Here is a 15,716-nt window from a genome sequence, read left to right as displayed (position 1 = left end):
TCAGAACACCTCTCCGCCGAACGCGTGGGGGGTGTGGATCCGGTCGAGCGTCTTGCCCTTGCCGGTGTACATGTGCACGCCGCAGGGCAGGCAGGGATCGAAGCTGCGCACGGCGCGCATGATGTCGATGCCCTTGAAGTTCTCCTGCGTGTTCTCCTCGAAGATCGGGGTGTTCTGCACCGCGTCCTCATACGGGCCCGGCGTGCCGAACGAGTCGCGCACGCTGCCGTTCCACGGGGTCGGCGGGTACGGGTGGTAGTTCGCGATCTTGCCGCCCTTGATCACCATGTGGTGCGAAAGGACCCCGCGCACCGCCTCGGTGAACCCGCACGACACGCCTTCCTCGGGCACCTTGAACGGCTCCCACGTCTTCGTGTTGCCACCGCGGACCTCCGCGAGTGCGCGTTCCGCGAAGTGCAGCGCGAGGCCGGCCGCGTACGCCTGGAAGTACGTGCGGGCGCGGTTGCGTTCGAGCGCGTTGCTCCACTTCGGGATCTTCCACTCGAAGCTGACCTCGGGTTTCGTGGCCGTGCGCGGCAGGTTGATCACCACGCTGTGCCCGGTGGACTTCACGTAGTCGGTGTCCACGAGCCCGGCCAGCGCCGTGACCCACAGCCGGGCGATCGGGCCGCCGCCGGTGTCGAGCGCGAGGTGGTCGGTGCCGTCGAACCAGCGCGGCGACATCGTCCACGAGTACTTGTCGTCGAAGTCGCGTTTCTGCGGACGCGGGATCGTGTGCTGGTTCCACGGGTGGCGCGAGTCCACGGGGTTGCCCAGCGGGTCGTGCGTCACGAACTTGTCCATGCCCTCCCAGTCCTCGTAGAAGGACGAGCCGAGCAGGATCCGGATGCCGAGGTTGATGTCGAGCAGGCTCGTGGTGACCAGCTTGCCGTCGACGACCACGCCGGGCGTCACGAACATCTTGCGGCCCCACGACTCCATGTTCTCGTAGGTGAAGTCGCAGTACTGCGGGTCGTTGAGGCTGCCCCAGCAGCCGAGCAGGATGCGCCGGCGCCCGACCTCTTCGTAACCGGGGATGGCTTCGTAGAAGAAGTCGAACAGGTCGTCGTGCATCGGCAGACAGCGCTTCATGAACTCGACGTAGCGCATCAGCCGGGTGAGGTAGTCGGTGAACAGCTGCACCGTCGCGATCGTCCCGACGCCGCCCGGGTACAAAGTGGACGGGTGGACGTGGCGGCCTTCCATGAGGCAGAACATCTCGCGCGTGGAGCGGCTGACCTGCAGGGCCTCGCGGTAGAACTCGCCCTCCAGCGGGTTGAGCGAGCGCATGATGTCGCCGATGGTCTTGTACCCGTGGTCACCCGCGTGCGGCGCCTCGGTGCGGTTGGCCAGCTCCAGCACGCCCGGGTTGGTCTCGGCCACCATCTTCTCGCAGTAGTCGACGCCGACCAGGTTCTCCTGGAAGATGTTGTGGTCGAACATGTACTCGGCGGCCTCGCCGAGGTTGATGATCCACTCGCCGAGGTGCGGCGGGCGCACGCCGTAGGCCATGTTCTGGTTGTAGACCGAGCAGGTGGCGTGGTTGTCGCCGCAGATCCCGCAGATGCGGCTGGTGATGAAGTGCGCGTCGCGCGGATCCTTGCCCTTCATGAAGATGCTGTAGCCGCGGAAGACCGAAGACGTGCTGTGGCACTCCACGACCTTCTTGGCCGCCCAGTCGATCTTCGTGTAGATCCCCAGGCTGCCGACGATGCGCGTGATCGGGTCCCACGCCATCTCGACGAGGTCGGTCCGGCCCTTGGTGCTGACGGCCTTGTCGCTTTCGGTTCGCGTCATGTCCCCAGTCCCTTCAGCGCCAAGAGGAGCGGTAGCCGGTTTCGAGCTGCTTGCCCTTGTGCCGCCACTTGGGTTCGGCGTCGGCCTTGCGTTCGGTGATCTTGCGCAGGCGCCGGATCACCGAGCCGTACGCGCCGCTCGCCAGCGAGGAGACGTGGGCGCCGGGCGGTTCGTCCATGAACGGCATGAACTTGTCCGGGAAGCCGGGCATGGTGCAGCCGATGCAGATGCCGCCGACGTTCGGGCAGCCGCCGACGCCGTTGATCCAGCCGCGCTTGGGCACGTTGCACTTCACGACCGGGCCCCAGCAGCCGAGCTTGACCAGGCACTTCGGCGAGTCGTACTCCTCGGCGAACTGGCCCTGCTCGTAGTAACCGGCTCGATCGCACCCCTCGTGGACGGTCGCGCCGAACAGCCATTGTGGACGGAGGTGGTCGTCGAGCGGGATCATCGGCGCGTGGCCGGCGGCCTGGTAGAGCAGGTAGGTGAGTGTTTCGGAGAAGTTGTCCGGGTGCGTCGGGCAGCCGGGGATGCACACGATCGGCAGGCCGGCGCCCGATTTCCAGTCCCAGCCCAGGTAGTCGGGCACGCCCATCGCGCCCGTCGGGTTGCCCTCCATCGCGTGGATGCCGCCGTATGCGGCGCAGGTGCCGGCCGCGACCACGGCGAGGGCCTTGGGAGCGAGGCGGTCGAGCCACTCGCTGGTGGTCATGGGCTGGCCGGTCTCGGGGTTGTTGCCGAAGCCGCACCAATAGCCCTCGGCCTTGATGGCCTCGTTGGGGATCGAGCCCTCGACGACCAGCACGAACGGTTCCAGCTCGCCGCGGTCGGCTTTGTAGAACCACTCGATGAACGTGTCGGCGCCCTTGTCCGGACCGCACTCGAAGTCGATCAGCGGCCAGTGCACCTGGATCTTCGGCAGGCCGGGCAGCGCGCCGAGCACGATCTCCTCGATGCTCGGCTGCGTGGCGGCGGTCAGCGCGACGGAGTCGCCGTCGCAGGACAGTCCGGCGTTGATCCACAGGATGTGGATGGGCTTCTCTTCTTCTCGGGCTTGGGTCACGGCTGTTCACCCTCGAGATCGTCGAGCGCACCGAGGGTGAGTTCCCACAGTGCGTGGTAAAGGGTCGTCTGGGCTTCTTGGATGCGGTGCACGGAAGGCGACGGCACGACGAAGAGGTGGTCGATGCTGGTGAGCTCGGCCATCTTCCCGCCGTCGTACCCGGCGATGCCGACGGTGACGAGGCCGCGGCGCGCGGCCTCGTCGAAGGCGGCCAGCAGGTTCGCCGAGTTCCCGCTGGTCGACAGGCCCACGGCGATGTCGCCGCGGCGGCCGAACGCGGCGACCTGCCGGGAGAACACGACGTCGAACCCGATGTCGTTGGACAGGGCGGTGACCACGGCGATGTCGTTGGTGAGGCCGAAGGCGGGCAGGGGCCGCGCGTTTTTGCGGGCGCCGCCGGCGGGGCTCTCGGGGCTGAGGAACAGGCTCGCGAGGTCCTGCGCGTCGGTGGAGCTGCCGCCGTTGCCGAAGGCCAGCAACCGGCCACCGCCGGCGAACGCCTTCGCGAGGTCCCGCGCGCACGCGGCGAGGCGCTCGCCGTCGGTCTCGAGAACCTGACGGCGCAGCGCGACGATCTCGCCGGCTTTCTCCACAGTGGACTGCCGGACCTGGGTCAGGACGGCGTCGAGGTCGCTCTTACCCGCGTACAGGAACGGGTACAGCTCCTCGAGACCACTCGCGCCCACGGAATCCATGGCCGCTCAGCTCCCTCGGCTACTCGGAAATCTCCAGACGTGCGATGGCTTCGCCGGCGTGGACGAGGATTCGGTCGCCGACACCGGCATCCACCAGTGCCACGCTCACTTCTTCCCTGCCCTGGCCGGTATCCACGACTGCGAACCCGAGGTCCAGGAGTTCGACGACGGTCACTTCGACCGCGGTATCGGAACAGGTGATGCACACCCCGTCATGACAGGCGGGGGCCGGTGCTCTGTCGGCGTCATGGGCGTTCACGACGCCACCTCCGGTGTGAGGACACCGGGCTGTTCGAAGAACACGTGCACGAGTTCCCACAGGACGTGGTAGGTCGTGACGTGGATTTCCTTGACCACGCGGGGGTCGTCGGAGCGTGCGTGCAGCACGTGGTCGGCCGTGATGGTGCCCGGCCCGGTTCCGCCCGTGAGCGCGATGGTGAGCATCCCCAGCTCACGGGCGGCTTCGAGACCGCGCCGGACGTTGACGCAGTCCCCGTCGGACGAGATGCCGAGCGCGATGTCCTGCGGCTCGGCGAGGAACTTGATCTGGTAGGCGAAGATCTCGTCCAGGCCCTTTTCGTTCGCGACGCTGGTGAGCGTGGCGACGTCGGCCGTCAGCGAGATCGCCGGCAACGCGCGTTTCCCCACGATCACGGGGTGCACGAACTCCACGGCCACGTGCTGCGCGTCGGTGCCCGCGCCCCCGTTGCCGAACACCACGAGCTTCCCGCCGCGGTGAAACCGCCGCGCCATTCCGTGACACGCCTGCGCCACCGCCTCCGCTTGCGAGCCCAGCTCTCCACCCGGCACGACGCGGCGCTCGAACAGCGCCGCCACCGCACCGGTAGAAGTACTCGGAAAGCCGACCATGGCGGCACTTCCCTGCGCTCGGTGGTGGGAGCAGTCTCGTCCCACACTAGAGCTGTGAGTTGGATCACACAATAGACCGCGGGAATGGGCAGTAATTCACCCGAGTGGCGTCTGGTCATGATCCGCGCGGCGGTGCGCGGAACCGGGTCCGGCGTTTCTTGCGAACGACGTGGGGATGGCTGCGGATTTCGGCGGGTGATGTTGCGGTGGAACCGGGTTCGGGCGGCTGCGGGGTTCGGTCGGGGATTCGGCGCTGAGCCACGGGGCGCTTTCGTTTTTGCGGTCTGTCCACAGGCCACTCCGAGTTGTGGACAACTGGGCGGGGGTGGCGGCGATTTCTCAGAACTGTCGGTGGTGGCCGACAGAATGGGACGGCGACGCCTCCCAAAAAAGCGGCGGCTGTATGTCCGGTTGGGGTTCAAGCCCGGTCATGCTCCCCTTGGGACTCCTCCGCCCGCGACAGCCACGTGTCCGCCTCCTCCGCCGCACCCCTCGCCTGCAGCATCCGCGCCAAGCTCAACATCCCCTGCACATCCCCGGTCTCCGCCGCCGCCCGGAAGAACCGCTCCGCCTTCGCCAGCTCATCCCGCGCCTCGGCCAGGTGCCCGAGGTTCGTCAGCGCCGGGATGCTTCCGTGCTCCGCCGCCTTGCGGTACCAGGCCGCGGCTTCGCCCTCGTCGCCGCGGTTGCGGGCCAGGACGCCGAGGTTGGTCATCGCGGCGGCGTCGCCGGCTTCGGCCGCGTCGAGGTACCAGGCTTCGGCCTCGTCGACGTCGCCGCGGCGGTGCAGGAGCAGGCCCAGGCGGACGGTGGCCTCGACGTTGCCGGAGGTCGCGCCCTGGCGGTACCAGGATTCGGCGTCCTGGAGCTTGCCGAAGCGTTCGGACTGGCGGCCGAGCAGGCAGGTCGCCGAGAGGTCGCCGTCGGCGAGGGCCTCGCGCCACCAGCGCGTGGCCTCGCTGTAGCGGCCGCGTTCGCGCATGACGATGCCGACGTCGATCATCGCGGACGTGTTGCCCGTGCTCGCGGCGCGGCGGCACCAGTCCTCGGCCTCGTCGTAGCGGCCGCGTTCGGCGAGCAGGTGCCCGAGCGCGCCCATCGCGTCGGCGTCACCGGTCACGGCGGCCTCGTGGAACCAGTACTCGGCGTCCTCGACGCGGCCGCGCCGTTCGTACGCGCGGCCGAGGCCCAGCATCCCGTGCGGCTCGCCGGCGTGAGCGGCCTCGTGGTACCAGCGTTCGGCCTCGTCGAGCACACCGCGCTCGGCCAGGAGGTTCGCCAACGCCGTCATCGCGATGCGGTCGCCGCCGGCCGCCGCGCGGCGGAACCACGTCTCGGCCTCCGCCTGCTCGCCGCGTTCGCGCAGCGCCGCGCCGAGGCGTGTCATCGCGACGACGTTGCCGCCCTCCGCGGCCTTGCGCTGCAGGTAGTCGTCGACGCGCGAGTTCCACTTCCGCAGCCGCCCGCTCATCGGCAACGCTCCCTTCCGCCTACCCCCACCCCAGTAGTCGCTCGACGCGCCGCGGACGTGACACCGTGGTCCCGGACACGGTTCGCGCGCAGCTGAGAGTGTCGGCGCGATCACGGGCCTCGCGCCGGGCATACTGCGCCGATCATTACCAATCCGACCACAGTCACGGCCGAATGGCTTCGTAGCAACGGCTACGCGCCGCTTGGGGGTCGGCCTACTTTGGTCGGATCGGTACTGCCGCCTCCTGAACCCGTCGAGAGGATCACGCGCGCATGGCCCGGACGTCTCCCACCCAGCGAATCCTGCTGGTCGTCGTGGTTCTCGTGGTGGCCGTCGCGGGGATCTGGTACGCCGGACGGCCGAGCGGCGCCGAGCCCACGGGTGCCGCACCCGCCGACGTCACGCAGCAGCTGGCGGAGCTGAAAATCGCGCCGCGCACGTCGATGTCCGGCTACTCCCGTGACAAATTCCCGCACTGGGACAACCAGGGGCACAACTGCAACACGCGCGAGCTCGTGCTCAAGCGCGACGGCAAGGACGTCAAGGCCGGCACCGACTGCAACCCGACGTCCGGCACCTGGTTCAGCGTGTACGACGCCGAGACCTGGACCAAGCCCGGCGACGTCGACATCGACCACATGGTGCCCCTCGGCCAGGCCTGGGCCAGCGGCGCGCGCGACTGGCCGCAGTCCAAACGCGAGCAGTTCGCCAACGACCTCACTCGCCCCCAGCTCTTCGCCGTCACGGACAACCTCAACCAGCAGAAGGGCGACAAGGCGCCCGACGAGTGGAAGCCGCCGCTGGTGTCGTTCTGGTGCACCTACGCGACGGACTGGGTGACCGTGAAGCACTTCTACGGCCTCACCATCACGACGGGGGAGAAGACGGCGCTGCAGGACATGCTGCGCCGCTGCCCGGCCTGATTCGCGGGCCGGAACTGTCGGACCCCTCGGTTACTGTCCCTGGCATGGCGACCTTCCTCCTCATCCACGGCGGTGGCGGCAGCGGCTGGGAATGGCACCTCGTCGTCGACGAGCTGCGGCGGCGCGGCCACGAAGCCGTGGCGCCGGACCTGCCGCTCGGCAACCCCGAGGCGAAGCTGGCGGAGTTCGCGGCCACGGCCACCGCGGCGGTGGAGGGAAAGCCGGACATCGTCGTGGTCGGGCATTCCTACGGCGGATTCACCGCTGGGCTGGCCGCGGCGCGGCTGGAAAACGCGCGGCTGCTCGTTTTCCTCGCCGGCATGGTGCCCGCGCCGGGGGAGCCGCCGGCCCAGTGGTGGGGCAACGTCGGGTTCGAAGGCCCGGGCGCGGACCTCACCGACACGGAGATCTACCTCGGCGACGTGCCGCCGGAGCTCGCCGCCGAAGCCCTGAGCCGCAGCCGCGACCAGCTCAGCGCGGAGTGGGACGACCCGTGGCCCGACGCGCAGTTGCCCGACCTCCCCACGCGCGTGCTCCTCTGCCGCGACGACAAGTTCTTCTCGCCCGAGCTGCAGCGGCGCGTCGCGCGCGAGCGGCTCGGCGTCGAGGCCGACGAGATCGACGGGTCCCACGGCGTCGCGTTGAGCCGTCCGGCTGAGCTGGCCGAGCGGCTCGAGCGGTATTTCGCCACGCTCTGACACCGCGGCGCCGCCAAATGGTCCAGACCTATTGACGCGCTGGCTCGGTGCTCCCTAACGTCGGTCTCCCGTGCACGGTTCCTCCACCCCGGTCCCCACTGGAGGTTCCGAAAGTGAAACTCAGAGCCCTCAGCGCCGCCGTGCTCGCGCTCGGCGCGCTCGTCACCGTCCCCGTCGCGACGGCCAGCGCCGCGACTTTGCCCGCGTGCCAGCACTTCTACACCGGCCCGATCCCCGACCGCCCCGTCTCCGGCGGCCACGGCCCGGGCTCCCTCGTCGGCGCGGTCAACGTGAGCAACCGCCTGCCCGCGCCCACCGGCGTCACCGGCGGCCTCGGCGGCGACGGCAAGGTCACCTTCACGTTCTCCCGCGTGCCGGGCGCCAAGGCCTACCGTGCATTCCGCAACGGCCAGGCCCTGCAGTGGATCAGCGACTGGGGCCAGCAGACGCTCCAGGTCACCGACGCGAGCCCCTGCCAGAACGCCAGCTACCAGCTCTACGCCATGACGGCCGAGGACAACTCACCCGGCTCGCTCGGCCAGATCTCCACCGCGTACCGCGTGGGCTCGTCCGGTCAGCTGGCGCCCTACGCCGTCGCCAAGGGCACCACGCTCAACTACCGCGTCACCGCCTACAACGACGTCGCCCAAACCGCCCTCGGCTACCAGGCCGGCCCGGGCTTCTGCGCCGTCGACGCCCGCAACATCCCTTGGGGCACCAGGATTTCCGTCCCGGGCTACGGCCACTGCTACGCGGCCGACATCGGCAGCTGGATCAAGGACGACATCCTGGACGTCTGGCTGCCGGGCAACCAGGCCAACGACTGGGGAGTGCAACGCCTGACGCTCACGGTGGAATAGCGAGCCATCGAACAGAAGAAAGGGCTTCCTCGAGTGAATCTCCGCTCGAGGAAGCCCTTTTCCTAGCCCGTCACCACTTGTCGTGCACCAGTGGCCGGATCAGTTCGTCGTACGTGGCCCGCACGCCGGCCGCCGCTTCTTCCGGCAGCGGGGCCAGCCCGGCGGCGACGGTGTTGCCCCGTGCCTGCTCCGCGTTGCGCGCACCCGGGATCACCACGGAAACCCCGAGCTGATCCAGAATCCACCGCAACGCGAACTGCGCCAGGGTCTGCCCCTCCGGCACCAGCCCGCGCAGGCGCTCCACGGCCTCCAGCCCGACCTCGAACGGCACGCCCGAGAAGGTCTCGCCGACGTCGAACGCCTCGCCGTGCCGGTTGAAGTTGCGGTGGTCGTCGGTCCCGAAGGTCGTCGCGGCCGTGTAGCGGCCCGACAGCAGGCCCGACGCCAGCGGCACCCGCGCGATGATCCCGGCGCCCGTCTCCACCGCCTTGGGCAGCACGCGCTCCAGGGGCTTGAGCCGCAGGCAGTTCAGGATGATCTGCACCGACGCGACGTTCGGCCGCGAAAGTGCCGTCAGGGCCTCGTCGCACGTTTCGACGCTGACGCCGTAGGCCTTGATCCGGCCTTCGTCGACCATGCGGTCCAGTGCGTCGTACACGGCGTCCGACGAGTACACGGCGGTCGGCGGGCAGTGGAGCTGGACGAGGTCGAGGGTGTCCATGCCGAGGTTGCGGCGGGACCGGTCGTTCCACTCGCGAAAGTTCTTCTCGACGTAGTTCTCCGGTACCTGCTCGGCGCGGCGGCCCATCTTCGTGGCCACGAACACGCCGTCGCCACGTTCGCGGCGGAAGCGGCCGACCAGCGTCTCGCTGCGGCCGTCGCCGTAGACGTCGGCGGTGTCGAAGAAGGTGACGCCTTCGTCGGCCGCCGCGTGCAGCACGCCCATGGCCTCGGATTCGTCGACGGTGCCCCAGTCGGCGCCGAGCTGCCAGCACCCGAGGCCGACGGCGGACACCTCACGCCCCAGCCGGGTGATCTTGCGAGTCTCCATACGAGCGATCCTAAGCGGACCCGGATCAGCGCCGAGCGGTCAAGGCACTCACGCGACCGGTCCCACCGCGAACGCTGCCCAGACGTACTTCCCGCCCGCGCACGGCTCGTAGCCCCACTCCTGCGACAGCACGTGGACCAGCTGCAGTCCCCGGCTGCGCGCGGCCTCCGGTGAGGGTTCCTTGAGGCGCGGCACCTCGTGGCCGGCGTCGAAGACGCAGACCACCAGCCGTCCCTCCGAGAGCCGCAGCTCCAGCCGATCCGGCCGCTCACCGTGCTCGAACGCGTTGGTCACCAGCTCGGACGTCGCCAGCAATACGTCGTCCCGCCATTGGTCGCCCACAGCCAGCTCTTCGAGCGCGGCGCGGACAGCGTGGCGGGCGATCGCGGGCGCGGTGACGTCGTCCGGGAGCGCCAGGCGCACGGTGGCGGGTGTCGTGGTGCCTCGCGTCGGCATCTTCGACGTCGTCATGGCTTCCACACCTCCCGACCTGTCCGTTACTCGCACCGGCTTACTACCCAAGCGGGTGGACCCCGAATCAGGTGCCCTCGGTGATGTCGGTCTCGACGAGTCCGGTTCGCAGTTTTTTCAGCGTCGACGCGAGCAGGCGCGACACCTGCATCTGCGAAACGCCCACGCGGCGCGCGATGTCCGACTGGCTCATGCCCGACCCGAACCGCAGCGCGACGATCTTGCGCTCCCGCTCCGGCAGGCTCTCCAGCATGGGCCGCAGCGCCTCGCGCAGCTCCGCCTGGCTGAGGTTCGCGTCGGGCGCGCCGAAGCGCGTGTGCGCGGAGTTCTCCAGCAGGTTGTCCAGCGAAGCGCCGTAGCGGCCCTGGCCGGCGCGCAGGCCTTCGTACACGTCCTCCATCGGCACGCCGAGGTGCTGCGCGATCTCACTCGGGCGCGGCGCGCGCGAGAGCCGCACGGTGAGCTCCTCGCGCGCGGCGGAGATGGACGCGTTGAGCTCTTTCAGCCGCCTCGGAACCCGTACCGACCAGCTGTTGTCCCGGAAGTGGTGACGCAGTTCACCCGAAATGGTGGGGACGGCGAACGCCAGGAAGTCGGTGCCCTGCGTCGGGTCGTAGCGGTCGACGGCGTGGATCAGGCCGACCGTCGCGATCTGCACGAGGTCGTCCATGGCCTCGTCGCGGTTGCGGAACTTCCGCGCGAGGTTGCGGGCGAGCTCCAGGTGCTCGCGCACCAGTCTGTCGCGGATCTCCTCGCGGCGCGGCGAGCCTTCGGGCAGCTGGGCCAGCTCGTCGAACAGCGACGCCACATCGGTCTCGCCGCCTTCGGCGGGGGTGGTCACGGGCGCGCCACCTCGCTCTCCCGGACGAGCTGAACCCGGGAGAGGTACCGGCCCTCGGCCGGGGTCACGGTGCGGCGAGCCGACGTGGCCAGCGCCGTGAGCAGCTGCCAGGACAGACCGGTGTCGTCACCGTGGTCCGGGGTGTCGGCGACCACCGACACGGTGACCTCGATGCGCCCCTCGATCCACGAGAAGACGCAGGTCAGCTTGCCGTCGGCCGAGGACGGCAGGAGCATCGAGCACGCCTCGTCCACCGCCATCCGCAGGTCTTCCACCGCGTCGAGGTCGAAGTCCTGGCGCATCGCGATGTCCGCGACGATCGTGCGCAGCGTGGGCACCACGTGCGGGATGGCCGCCGTCCGCACCTCGATGAGCTGGGCGTCCTCCCGATCGAGCGGGGCGTTGTCCTCCACGTGCGGTCCTCTCTCCGGCTCACTCGGCCGTGTCCTGTGCTGCCCGGTCTGCTCATGCCCGGGGTGTGAGCAAACCAAACCCGGGTTTGATTCGCGCGACCGGCGGGCATGTAGCGGTCGAAGTGCTGATCCCGGGAAAGGTGGGGACGAGATGGCTGACGTGAGCCGGCTGCCCAACGTGGTCGCCGAGGAGTGGGAGTGGCAGCTGCAGGGTTCCTGCCGCGGCGCGGACAGCAGTCTGTTCTTCCACACCGACAACGAGCGTGGGTCCGCACGCGAGCGTCGTGAGTCGCGCGCCAAGGCGATCTGCCAGACCTGCCCCGTGCTGGCGCAGTGCCGCAAGCACGCCATGACCGTACAGGAGCCGTACGGCATCTGGGGCGGCCTCGGCGAGATCGAGCGCCGTGAGCTGTTCATGCGGGAACGCCGCGCCGCCAAGCGCGACCCGCTGTCCGCCTGACCCAGCCCCGAACCCGCCCCGCGTGCCCCGACGGCACGCGGGTCGATGTGTGCGCGGCCGTTCGCCTGAACGCCCTTGCCGCCGTCCGGCTCTTGCTCTCCTGCGCCGTTGTCCGGGACAGTGGCGGCCGACGCGGCGGCGGTCACCCACTGGGTTAGGGTTGGACTTTCCAGATGCCTGGAACCGTGAACGGTTGCCGCTTGAACTACAGGCGCGTACCGGCGCAGCAGCAGCGCCTGACGAGGAGAAACTGCATGCCCGCAGCCGACCAGAACGCCACCCCTCCGGGGTTCGGCATCACGCTGGACACCGAGGCCGCCGAGCCGCGGGTGGTGGTCAACGGTGAGCTCGACCTGCTCACCAGCCCGCAGCTGCAGGAAGCCCTTGCCGGGTTGATCGCGGACAAGAGCTCGCAGCGCGTGGTGGCCGACTTGACCGGGGTGACCTTCTTCGACTCCTCGGCGTTGAACGTGGTCCTGCACGCCCAGCGGCAGGCCCGTGAGCAGGACGTCGAGCTCGCGGTGGTCCCCAGCTCGGCCGTGAGCCGCGTCATCGAGCTCACGGGAGTGGCCGAACACCTGAGCGTGTCGGAGGAACCGCCCGCCTGATCCCCGATACGGTCGCGCGGACCTGAATTCCGCTCGCGACCTGGGGGAGATCCACGATGATGGGGCGCACCCACGCCCTGACCGGCTGGTGCGCGGGGCTCGCCCTCGCGCCCGCGGTCGGCGCCGGTTCCGTGCACCAGGCGGTGGTCTTCGCCGCCACCACAGCCGGCTTCGCGTTGCTCCCCGACCTCGACCACCCCGGCGCCAGCGCGTCCCGCCTCCTCGGCTGGCTGACGGGCGCGCTGTCGTGGCTGCTGCGCCGCGTTTCGGCGGCGGTGTATGCCCTGACGAAGGGGCCGCGCGACGAGAAGGTGACCGGCAAGCACCGCCACCTCTCGCACACGGTGCTCTTCGCCGCCGGTCTGGGTGCGCTCGCATCGTGGGGGGCTTCCGCCGGCGGTCCGTGGGCCGTGTTCGGTGTGATGCTCTTCGGCCTGCTGCTCGCAGAAGGCGCCCTGGGCGACTGGCTGCTGCCGGTCATCATCGGCGCCATCCTGTGGTGGTACCTCACCGCGCCGCCCGATCACGTCGCGCAGCTGCAGCAGATCTCGGGCTGGCTCGGCATCGCCGTGGCGGCCGGCTGTCTGGTCCACTGTCTCGGCGACTCGCTCACCGAGTCGGGCTGCCCGTTCCTCTTCCCACTGCCCATCGCGGGCGAAACCTGGTACGAGATCCGGCCGCCGAAGATCTTCCGCCTGCGCACCGGCAAAAAGGTGGAGACACGGCTGGTGTTCCCGATTTTCGTCGTCGTGGGCGTGCTCCTGGTCCCCGGCGTGTGGGGCTGGACGACCTCGACGGCCGAACGCCTGTTCAGCCCACCGGCGGCACAGACCGCGACGCAGTGATCCGCTTCGCCGCCGCCGCGGTGTCGGTGTAGTCGCGGGTGTGGGAGATCTTGCCGTCGCGCACGGTCAGCACCATCACGTACGACGAGACGAACGGCTCGCCGCCGAAGTCGCCGTGGAGGTCGAACTCCGTGACGAGCACGGACGGGTCGGTGGTTTCGTGCACGACGACGTTGTCCGCCTTGGTCATGCGGCGCACCGACGCGGCCGCGCGGAAGCGGCGGCGCAGTTCCTCGCGCCCGCGCGTCACGCGCGGCACGCCGGCCGGGGTGAAGGGCATTTCCAGCACCACGTCCTCGGCGTAGAGGTCGGCGAGGTCGTCCCAGCGGTTCTCCACGGACGCGTCCAGGAACTGCCGGAACACCGTCGCGGCACCGGTCATGGTGTGCGCGGCCGCGGTGTTGGGGAAGTCGCGGTACGCCGTTATCTCTCCATTGTGGACGGTCACCAGCCCGACCGACGACGGGAACCCGTAGCTCTCCCCGGTGTGCGGGTTGCGGCCCTCGACCGTGAGCTCCGCGACGAACCCGTCGGCCAGTTCGCGGACGCCGACTTCCACGGAGTCCAGCCCGAGCGCTCGGGCGCGGCCGGCGCCGTCGCCGAGCGTCGCCAGGATCGCTTCGCGGCCCTCGACGCGGTGTCCGTGGAAGGGCAGTTCGTACACGGCTTCGGCGGCGAAGACGTCGGCGAGCGGCGCGGGGTCGAGCGTCTGCATGCTGCGGACGAACAGCTGCGAGATTTCGGACACGGTTCGGCTCATCAGGAGTTCTCCGAGGAAGAATAAGGTTGAATCGGAACGGTGCACCCGGTTCCCACGATACGGAGTGTGCGCTCCGATTGTCAACGAGATCGAGGAGGACGCCCGTGGACAAGCCAGTGCTGCGCGCCGACGCGCGCCGCAACCGGGCCCGCGTGCTGGCCGCCGCCGAGGAGGCCTTCGCGGCCGACGGCCTGGCCGTGCCCCTCGACGACATCGCGCGGCTCGCGGGCGTCGGCGCGGGCACGGTCTATCGGCATTTCCCCAGCAAGGAAGCGCTTTTCCAGGCCGTGGTGCTGGAGCGGCTGGAGCAGTTCGCGGCCGAGGCCCGTGAGCTCGTCGACGCCGAAGACCCGGGCGAGGCCTTCTACTACTACTTCGCACGCGTGATCAAGCAAGCCTCCCTCAACCGCGCGATCTGCGAAGCCCTCGGTGCCACCACGGGCTCCGCGTACAAGGCGGACGTCGGCACGGAGTTCCGCGCGAACCTCGCCGCCCTGCTCGAACGCGCGCAGGCCGCGGGCGCCGTCCGCACCGACCTCGACGGCGACGACCTGCGTGCGCTCATCGTCGGTGCGTTGGCGGTGGAGCACTATTCGCCCGGCAGTCATCACCTGGTCCGCGTGCTGCTCGACGGCCTCCGCACCGTCACCCCGGCAGGTCCCTGAGCTTCCGCAGCGGCGACGCGAGCAGGATCGCCGTCGACAACACCAGCCCGACGCCGACGACGTACGGCGTGGTGCGCATCGACGTCACCGTGGCTCAGGCCGCCACCCGCCAGGCTGCCCAGCGGCGCGGTGCCGCGGATCAGCGTCGTCGAGGTCACGCGACCCAGCAGCCGCCTCGGCGTGACGGCCTGGCGGAAGCTCACGGCGTAGACGTTGACGAGGATGATCCCGAACCCCCGCGCCTGCACCGCCGGCGACGTACCCGCCCAGGCCGTCTGGCGCCTGTCGCCGCTGCCCTGTGGTCGACCTCGGCCCTCTGCCGATCTCAACTCTCTGTGACCTGCCCTCGTGATTCGCCGAAGTCCGCTGCGTGACCCGCCCGAGTTGTCCACAGTGGCATCGAGTTGTGGATAACTCGGGCCTCTGCGCAGCTTTTCAACGGTCCTGTCGGCGCTGGCCGGTAGAATGGAGAGGGGACGCCCCCCTTGGGAGGGCGGGGGTTTTGCCTGGTGAGCGCCTCGCAAAGGGTGATTGTCGAGCGCCGAGCCGGGCGCTGGGGCGGCGGGTGGCTGCGGAGCCGGCGCGAGTGTCGTCAGAGCGAGCGGGCCGCGAGGGTGGCGCTGCTGGTGAGGTGAAAGCGGCAGAATCCAGTGGCGCCGCACAACGTTTGCTCGTCGAGGCCGGCCGGGCCCGGTCGCGGCGAGCCCTTGGACCTGCGGCGCGGTGTCATCTGATCGAAAACTTGAGTTTATTCGGCTCAACTTGCACCGTCTGTAACGGGGCATAAGATCAACGCGACTACTCCTCGTACCCGCGCGTCGGCTCGGCGAGGGAGGTGCCGGTTTGTCCAACACGGCTCCGACCTGGGGTTCTGTCGTCGTAACCGGGCTCGCCGGCTTCGCCGTCGGCCTGCTGGTGGCGGCACTCCTCGTGGCCGGGAACTCGCCGGTGCGTCCGGCTGATTCGTCGGTCCCGTCGTCGCCACCGCCCGCGCAACCGGTCACGGTGACGGTCACGGGTCAGCCGCCACCCCCGGTGACTGTCACGCAATCGCAGTCCGGACAGTCCGAACCCGCGCCGCCCCCGCGCACGACGACCTCGACGGTGTCCGTGACCCGCGAGCCGCCGGCGCCCGTGTCGGAGTCGGGCTCGCCGACGTCGCTGGGGCCGACGTCGGCCATCGCGCCGAACGTCGCCTCGTCGCAGTGGTGATGCAACCGGCCGG

The 15,716-nt window shown here is 69.6% G+C and carries 19 protein-coding genes; 8 read left to right on the top strand and 11 right to left on the bottom strand.

Annotation, left to right across the window (positions count from 1 at the left end; genetic code table 11):
• The 6 genes from ACFY1H_RS47810 to ACFY1H_RS47785 all read right to left on the bottom strand — a co-directional run bounded on the left by ACFY1H_RS47810 (nucleotide 1) and on the right by ACFY1H_RS47785 (nucleotide 5,896).
• A complete protein-coding gene (locus ACFY1H_RS47810; protein WP_366577430.1) occupies nucleotides 1-1,797 on the bottom strand; it encodes a nickel-dependent hydrogenase large subunit in 1,797 nt (598 codons plus the stop codon).
• 13 nt (nucleotides 1,798-1,810) lie between these two features.
• Entirely contained in the window at nucleotides 1,811-2,860 is a 1,050-nt protein-coding gene (locus ACFY1H_RS47805) for a hydrogenase expression protein HypE (protein ID WP_366577432.1), read from the bottom strand.
• Complete coding sequence (locus tag ACFY1H_RS47800; protein ID WP_386956567.1) at nucleotides 2,857-3,555, bottom strand: SIS domain-containing protein; 699 nt, start codon at nucleotides 3,553-3,555, stop codon at nucleotides 2,857-2,859. Before ACFY1H_RS47800 ends, ACFY1H_RS47805 begins: the two co-directional genes overlap by 4 nt.
• A 19-nt stretch (nucleotides 3,556-3,574) precedes the next feature.
• Nucleotides 3,575-3,763 carry a HypC/HybG/HupF family hydrogenase formation chaperone gene (locus ACFY1H_RS47795; protein ID WP_366577902.1) on the bottom strand — a complete coding sequence of 63 codons (189 nt, stop codon included), beginning with the start codon at nucleotides 3,761-3,763 and terminating at the stop codon, nucleotides 3,575-3,577.
• A gap of 47 nt (nucleotides 3,764-3,810) precedes the next feature.
• A complete protein-coding gene (locus tag ACFY1H_RS47790) occupies nucleotides 3,811-4,425 on the bottom strand; it encodes an SIS domain-containing protein (protein ID WP_386956566.1) in 615 nt (204 codons plus the stop codon).
• 418 nt (nucleotides 4,426-4,843) lie between these two features.
• Nucleotides 4,844-5,896 carry a tetratricopeptide repeat protein gene (locus ACFY1H_RS47785; protein ID WP_366577438.1) on the bottom strand — a complete coding sequence of 351 codons (1,053 nt, stop codon included), beginning with the start codon at nucleotides 5,894-5,896 and terminating at the stop codon, nucleotides 4,844-4,846.
• Nucleotides 5,897-6,168: 272 nt separating this feature from the next.
• Here ACFY1H_RS47785 and ACFY1H_RS47780 point away from each other — a divergent pair, with 272 nt between their 5' ends.
• From ACFY1H_RS47780 to ACFY1H_RS47770, 3 genes are all read left to right on the top strand, one after another.
• Nucleotides 6,169-6,819 carry an HNH endonuclease family protein gene (locus ACFY1H_RS47780; RefSeq protein ID WP_366577440.1) on the top strand — a complete coding sequence of 217 codons (651 nt, stop codon included), beginning with the start codon at nucleotides 6,169-6,171 and terminating at the stop codon, nucleotides 6,817-6,819.
• A 44-nt stretch (nucleotides 6,820-6,863) separates the two neighbouring features.
• Entirely contained in the window at nucleotides 6,864-7,517 is a 654-nt protein-coding gene (locus ACFY1H_RS47775; RefSeq protein ID WP_366577442.1) for an alpha/beta hydrolase, read from the top strand.
• Between the two features lie 113 nt (nucleotides 7,518-7,630).
• Entirely contained in the window at nucleotides 7,631-8,377 is a 747-nt protein-coding gene (locus ACFY1H_RS47770) for a 3D domain-containing protein (protein ID WP_366577444.1), read from the top strand.
• Between the two features lie 70 nt (nucleotides 8,378-8,447).
• On the opposite strand, the gene ACFY1H_RS47765 is transcribed toward ACFY1H_RS47770, so the two are convergent.
• The 4 genes from ACFY1H_RS47765 to ACFY1H_RS47750 all read right to left on the bottom strand — a co-directional run bounded on the left by ACFY1H_RS47765 (nucleotide 8,448) and on the right by ACFY1H_RS47750 (nucleotide 11,153).
• Nucleotides 8,448-9,428 (bottom strand): aldo/keto reductase, encoded by a 981-nt coding sequence (locus ACFY1H_RS47765; protein WP_366577446.1) that lies wholly within the window; start codon nucleotides 9,426-9,428, stop codon nucleotides 8,448-8,450.
• A 48-nt stretch (nucleotides 9,429-9,476) separates the two neighbouring features.
• Nucleotides 9,477-9,899, bottom strand: coding sequence for an ATP-binding protein (locus ACFY1H_RS47760; RefSeq protein ID WP_386956565.1), 423 nt, complete (start codon nucleotides 9,897-9,899; stop codon nucleotides 9,477-9,479).
• 67 nt (nucleotides 9,900-9,966) lie between these two features.
• Complete coding sequence (locus ACFY1H_RS47755) at nucleotides 9,967-10,740, bottom strand: SigB/SigF/SigG family RNA polymerase sigma factor (RefSeq protein ID WP_364044307.1); 774 nt, start codon at nucleotides 10,738-10,740, stop codon at nucleotides 9,967-9,969.
• Complete coding sequence (locus tag ACFY1H_RS47750; RefSeq protein WP_366577451.1) at nucleotides 10,737-11,153, bottom strand: anti-sigma factor; 417 nt, start codon at nucleotides 11,151-11,153, stop codon at nucleotides 10,737-10,739. Before ACFY1H_RS47750 ends, ACFY1H_RS47755 begins: the two co-directional genes overlap by 4 nt.
• Before the next feature lie 151 nt (nucleotides 11,154-11,304).
• Here ACFY1H_RS47750 and ACFY1H_RS47745 point away from each other — a divergent pair, with 151 nt between their 5' ends.
• The 3 genes from ACFY1H_RS47745 to ACFY1H_RS47735 all read left to right on the top strand — a co-directional run bounded on the left by ACFY1H_RS47745 (nucleotide 11,305) and on the right by ACFY1H_RS47735 (nucleotide 13,066).
• Nucleotides 11,305-11,613 carry a WhiB family transcriptional regulator gene (locus ACFY1H_RS47745; RefSeq protein ID WP_326567734.1) on the top strand — a complete coding sequence of 103 codons (309 nt, stop codon included), beginning with the start codon at nucleotides 11,305-11,307 and terminating at the stop codon, nucleotides 11,611-11,613.
• 254 nt (nucleotides 11,614-11,867) lie between these two features.
• On the top strand, nucleotides 11,868-12,221 hold the full coding sequence (locus tag ACFY1H_RS47740) for an STAS domain-containing protein (RefSeq protein WP_220245742.1): 354 nt from the start codon (nucleotides 11,868-11,870) through the stop codon (nucleotides 12,219-12,221).
• Nucleotides 12,222-12,280: 59 nt separating this feature from the next.
• Nucleotides 12,281-13,066, top strand: a complete 786-nt coding sequence (locus ACFY1H_RS47735; RefSeq protein WP_366577904.1) for a metal-dependent hydrolase — start codon at nucleotides 12,281-12,283, stop codon at nucleotides 13,064-13,066.
• Here ACFY1H_RS47735 and ACFY1H_RS47730 read toward each other — a convergent pair.
• Nucleotides 13,032-13,826, bottom strand: coding sequence for a nuclear transport factor 2 family protein (locus ACFY1H_RS47730; protein WP_386956564.1), 795 nt, complete (start codon nucleotides 13,824-13,826; stop codon nucleotides 13,032-13,034). The two genes, ACFY1H_RS47735 and ACFY1H_RS47730, sit on opposite strands and share 35 nt — an antisense overlap.
• Nucleotides 13,827-13,930: 104 nt before the next feature.
• On the opposite strand from ACFY1H_RS47730, the gene ACFY1H_RS47725 reads away from it, so the two are divergent.
• Together ACFY1H_RS47725 and ACFY1H_RS47720 are read left to right on the top strand one after the other, a co-directional pair.
• A complete protein-coding gene (locus tag ACFY1H_RS47725; protein WP_386956563.1) occupies nucleotides 13,931-14,491 on the top strand; it encodes a TetR/AcrR family transcriptional regulator in 561 nt (186 codons plus the stop codon).
• A gap of 843 nt (nucleotides 14,492-15,334) precedes the next feature.
• Nucleotides 15,335-15,703 (top strand): hypothetical protein, encoded by a 369-nt coding sequence (locus ACFY1H_RS47720; RefSeq protein ID WP_366577457.1) that lies wholly within the window; start codon nucleotides 15,335-15,337, stop codon nucleotides 15,701-15,703.
• Nucleotides 15,704-15,716: the final 13 nt, after the last annotated feature.

Origin of the sequence: Amycolatopsis sp. NPDC001319 (assembly GCF_042896185.1) — a bacterium.
Taxonomy (GTDB): Bacteria; Actinomycetota; Actinomycetes; order Mycobacteriales; family Pseudonocardiaceae; genus Amycolatopsis.
This window is presented reverse-complemented; position numbering and strand designations above follow the sequence as displayed.

Bases quoted from the DNA above. Each gene is read 5' to 3' on its own strand.
- ACFY1H_RS47810 (WP_366577430.1), bottom strand. From the start codon at position 1,797: ATGACGCGAACCGAAAGCGACAAGGCCGTCAGCACCAAGGGCCGGACC.
- ACFY1H_RS47800 (WP_386956567.1), bottom strand. From the start codon at position 3,555: ATGGATTCCGTGGGCGCGAGTGGTCTCGAGGAGCTGTACCCGTTCCTG.
- ACFY1H_RS47790 (WP_386956566.1), bottom strand. From the start codon at position 4,425: ATGGTCGGCTTTCCGAGTACTTCTACCGGTGCGGTGGCGGCGCTGTTC.
- ACFY1H_RS47785 (WP_366577438.1), bottom strand. From the start codon at position 5,896: ATGAGCGGGCGGCTGCGGAAGTGGAACTCGCGCGTCGACGACTACCTG.
- ACFY1H_RS47780 (WP_366577440.1), top strand. From the start codon at position 6,169: ATGGCCCGGACGTCTCCCACCCAGCGAATCCTGCTGGTCGTCGTGGTT.
- ACFY1H_RS47775 (WP_366577442.1), top strand. From the start codon at position 6,864: ATGGCGACCTTCCTCCTCATCCACGGCGGTGGCGGCAGCGGCTGGGAA.
- ACFY1H_RS47765 (WP_366577446.1), bottom strand. From the start codon at position 9,428: ATGGAGACTCGCAAGATCACCCGGCTGGGGCGTGAGGTGTCCGCCGTC.
- ACFY1H_RS47760 (WP_386956565.1), bottom strand. From the start codon at position 9,899: ATGACGACGTCGAAGATGCCGACGCGAGGCACCACGACACCCGCCACC.
- ACFY1H_RS47745 (WP_326567734.1), top strand. From the start codon at position 11,305: ATGGCTGACGTGAGCCGGCTGCCCAACGTGGTCGCCGAGGAGTGGGAG.
- ACFY1H_RS47740 (WP_220245742.1), top strand. From the start codon at position 11,868: ATGCCCGCAGCCGACCAGAACGCCACCCCTCCGGGGTTCGGCATCACG.
- ACFY1H_RS47735 (WP_366577904.1), top strand. From the start codon at position 12,281: ATGGGGCGCACCCACGCCCTGACCGGCTGGTGCGCGGGGCTCGCCCTC.
- ACFY1H_RS47730 (WP_386956564.1), bottom strand. From the start codon at position 13,826: ATGAGCCGAACCGTGTCCGAAATCTCGCAGCTGTTCGTCCGCAGCATG.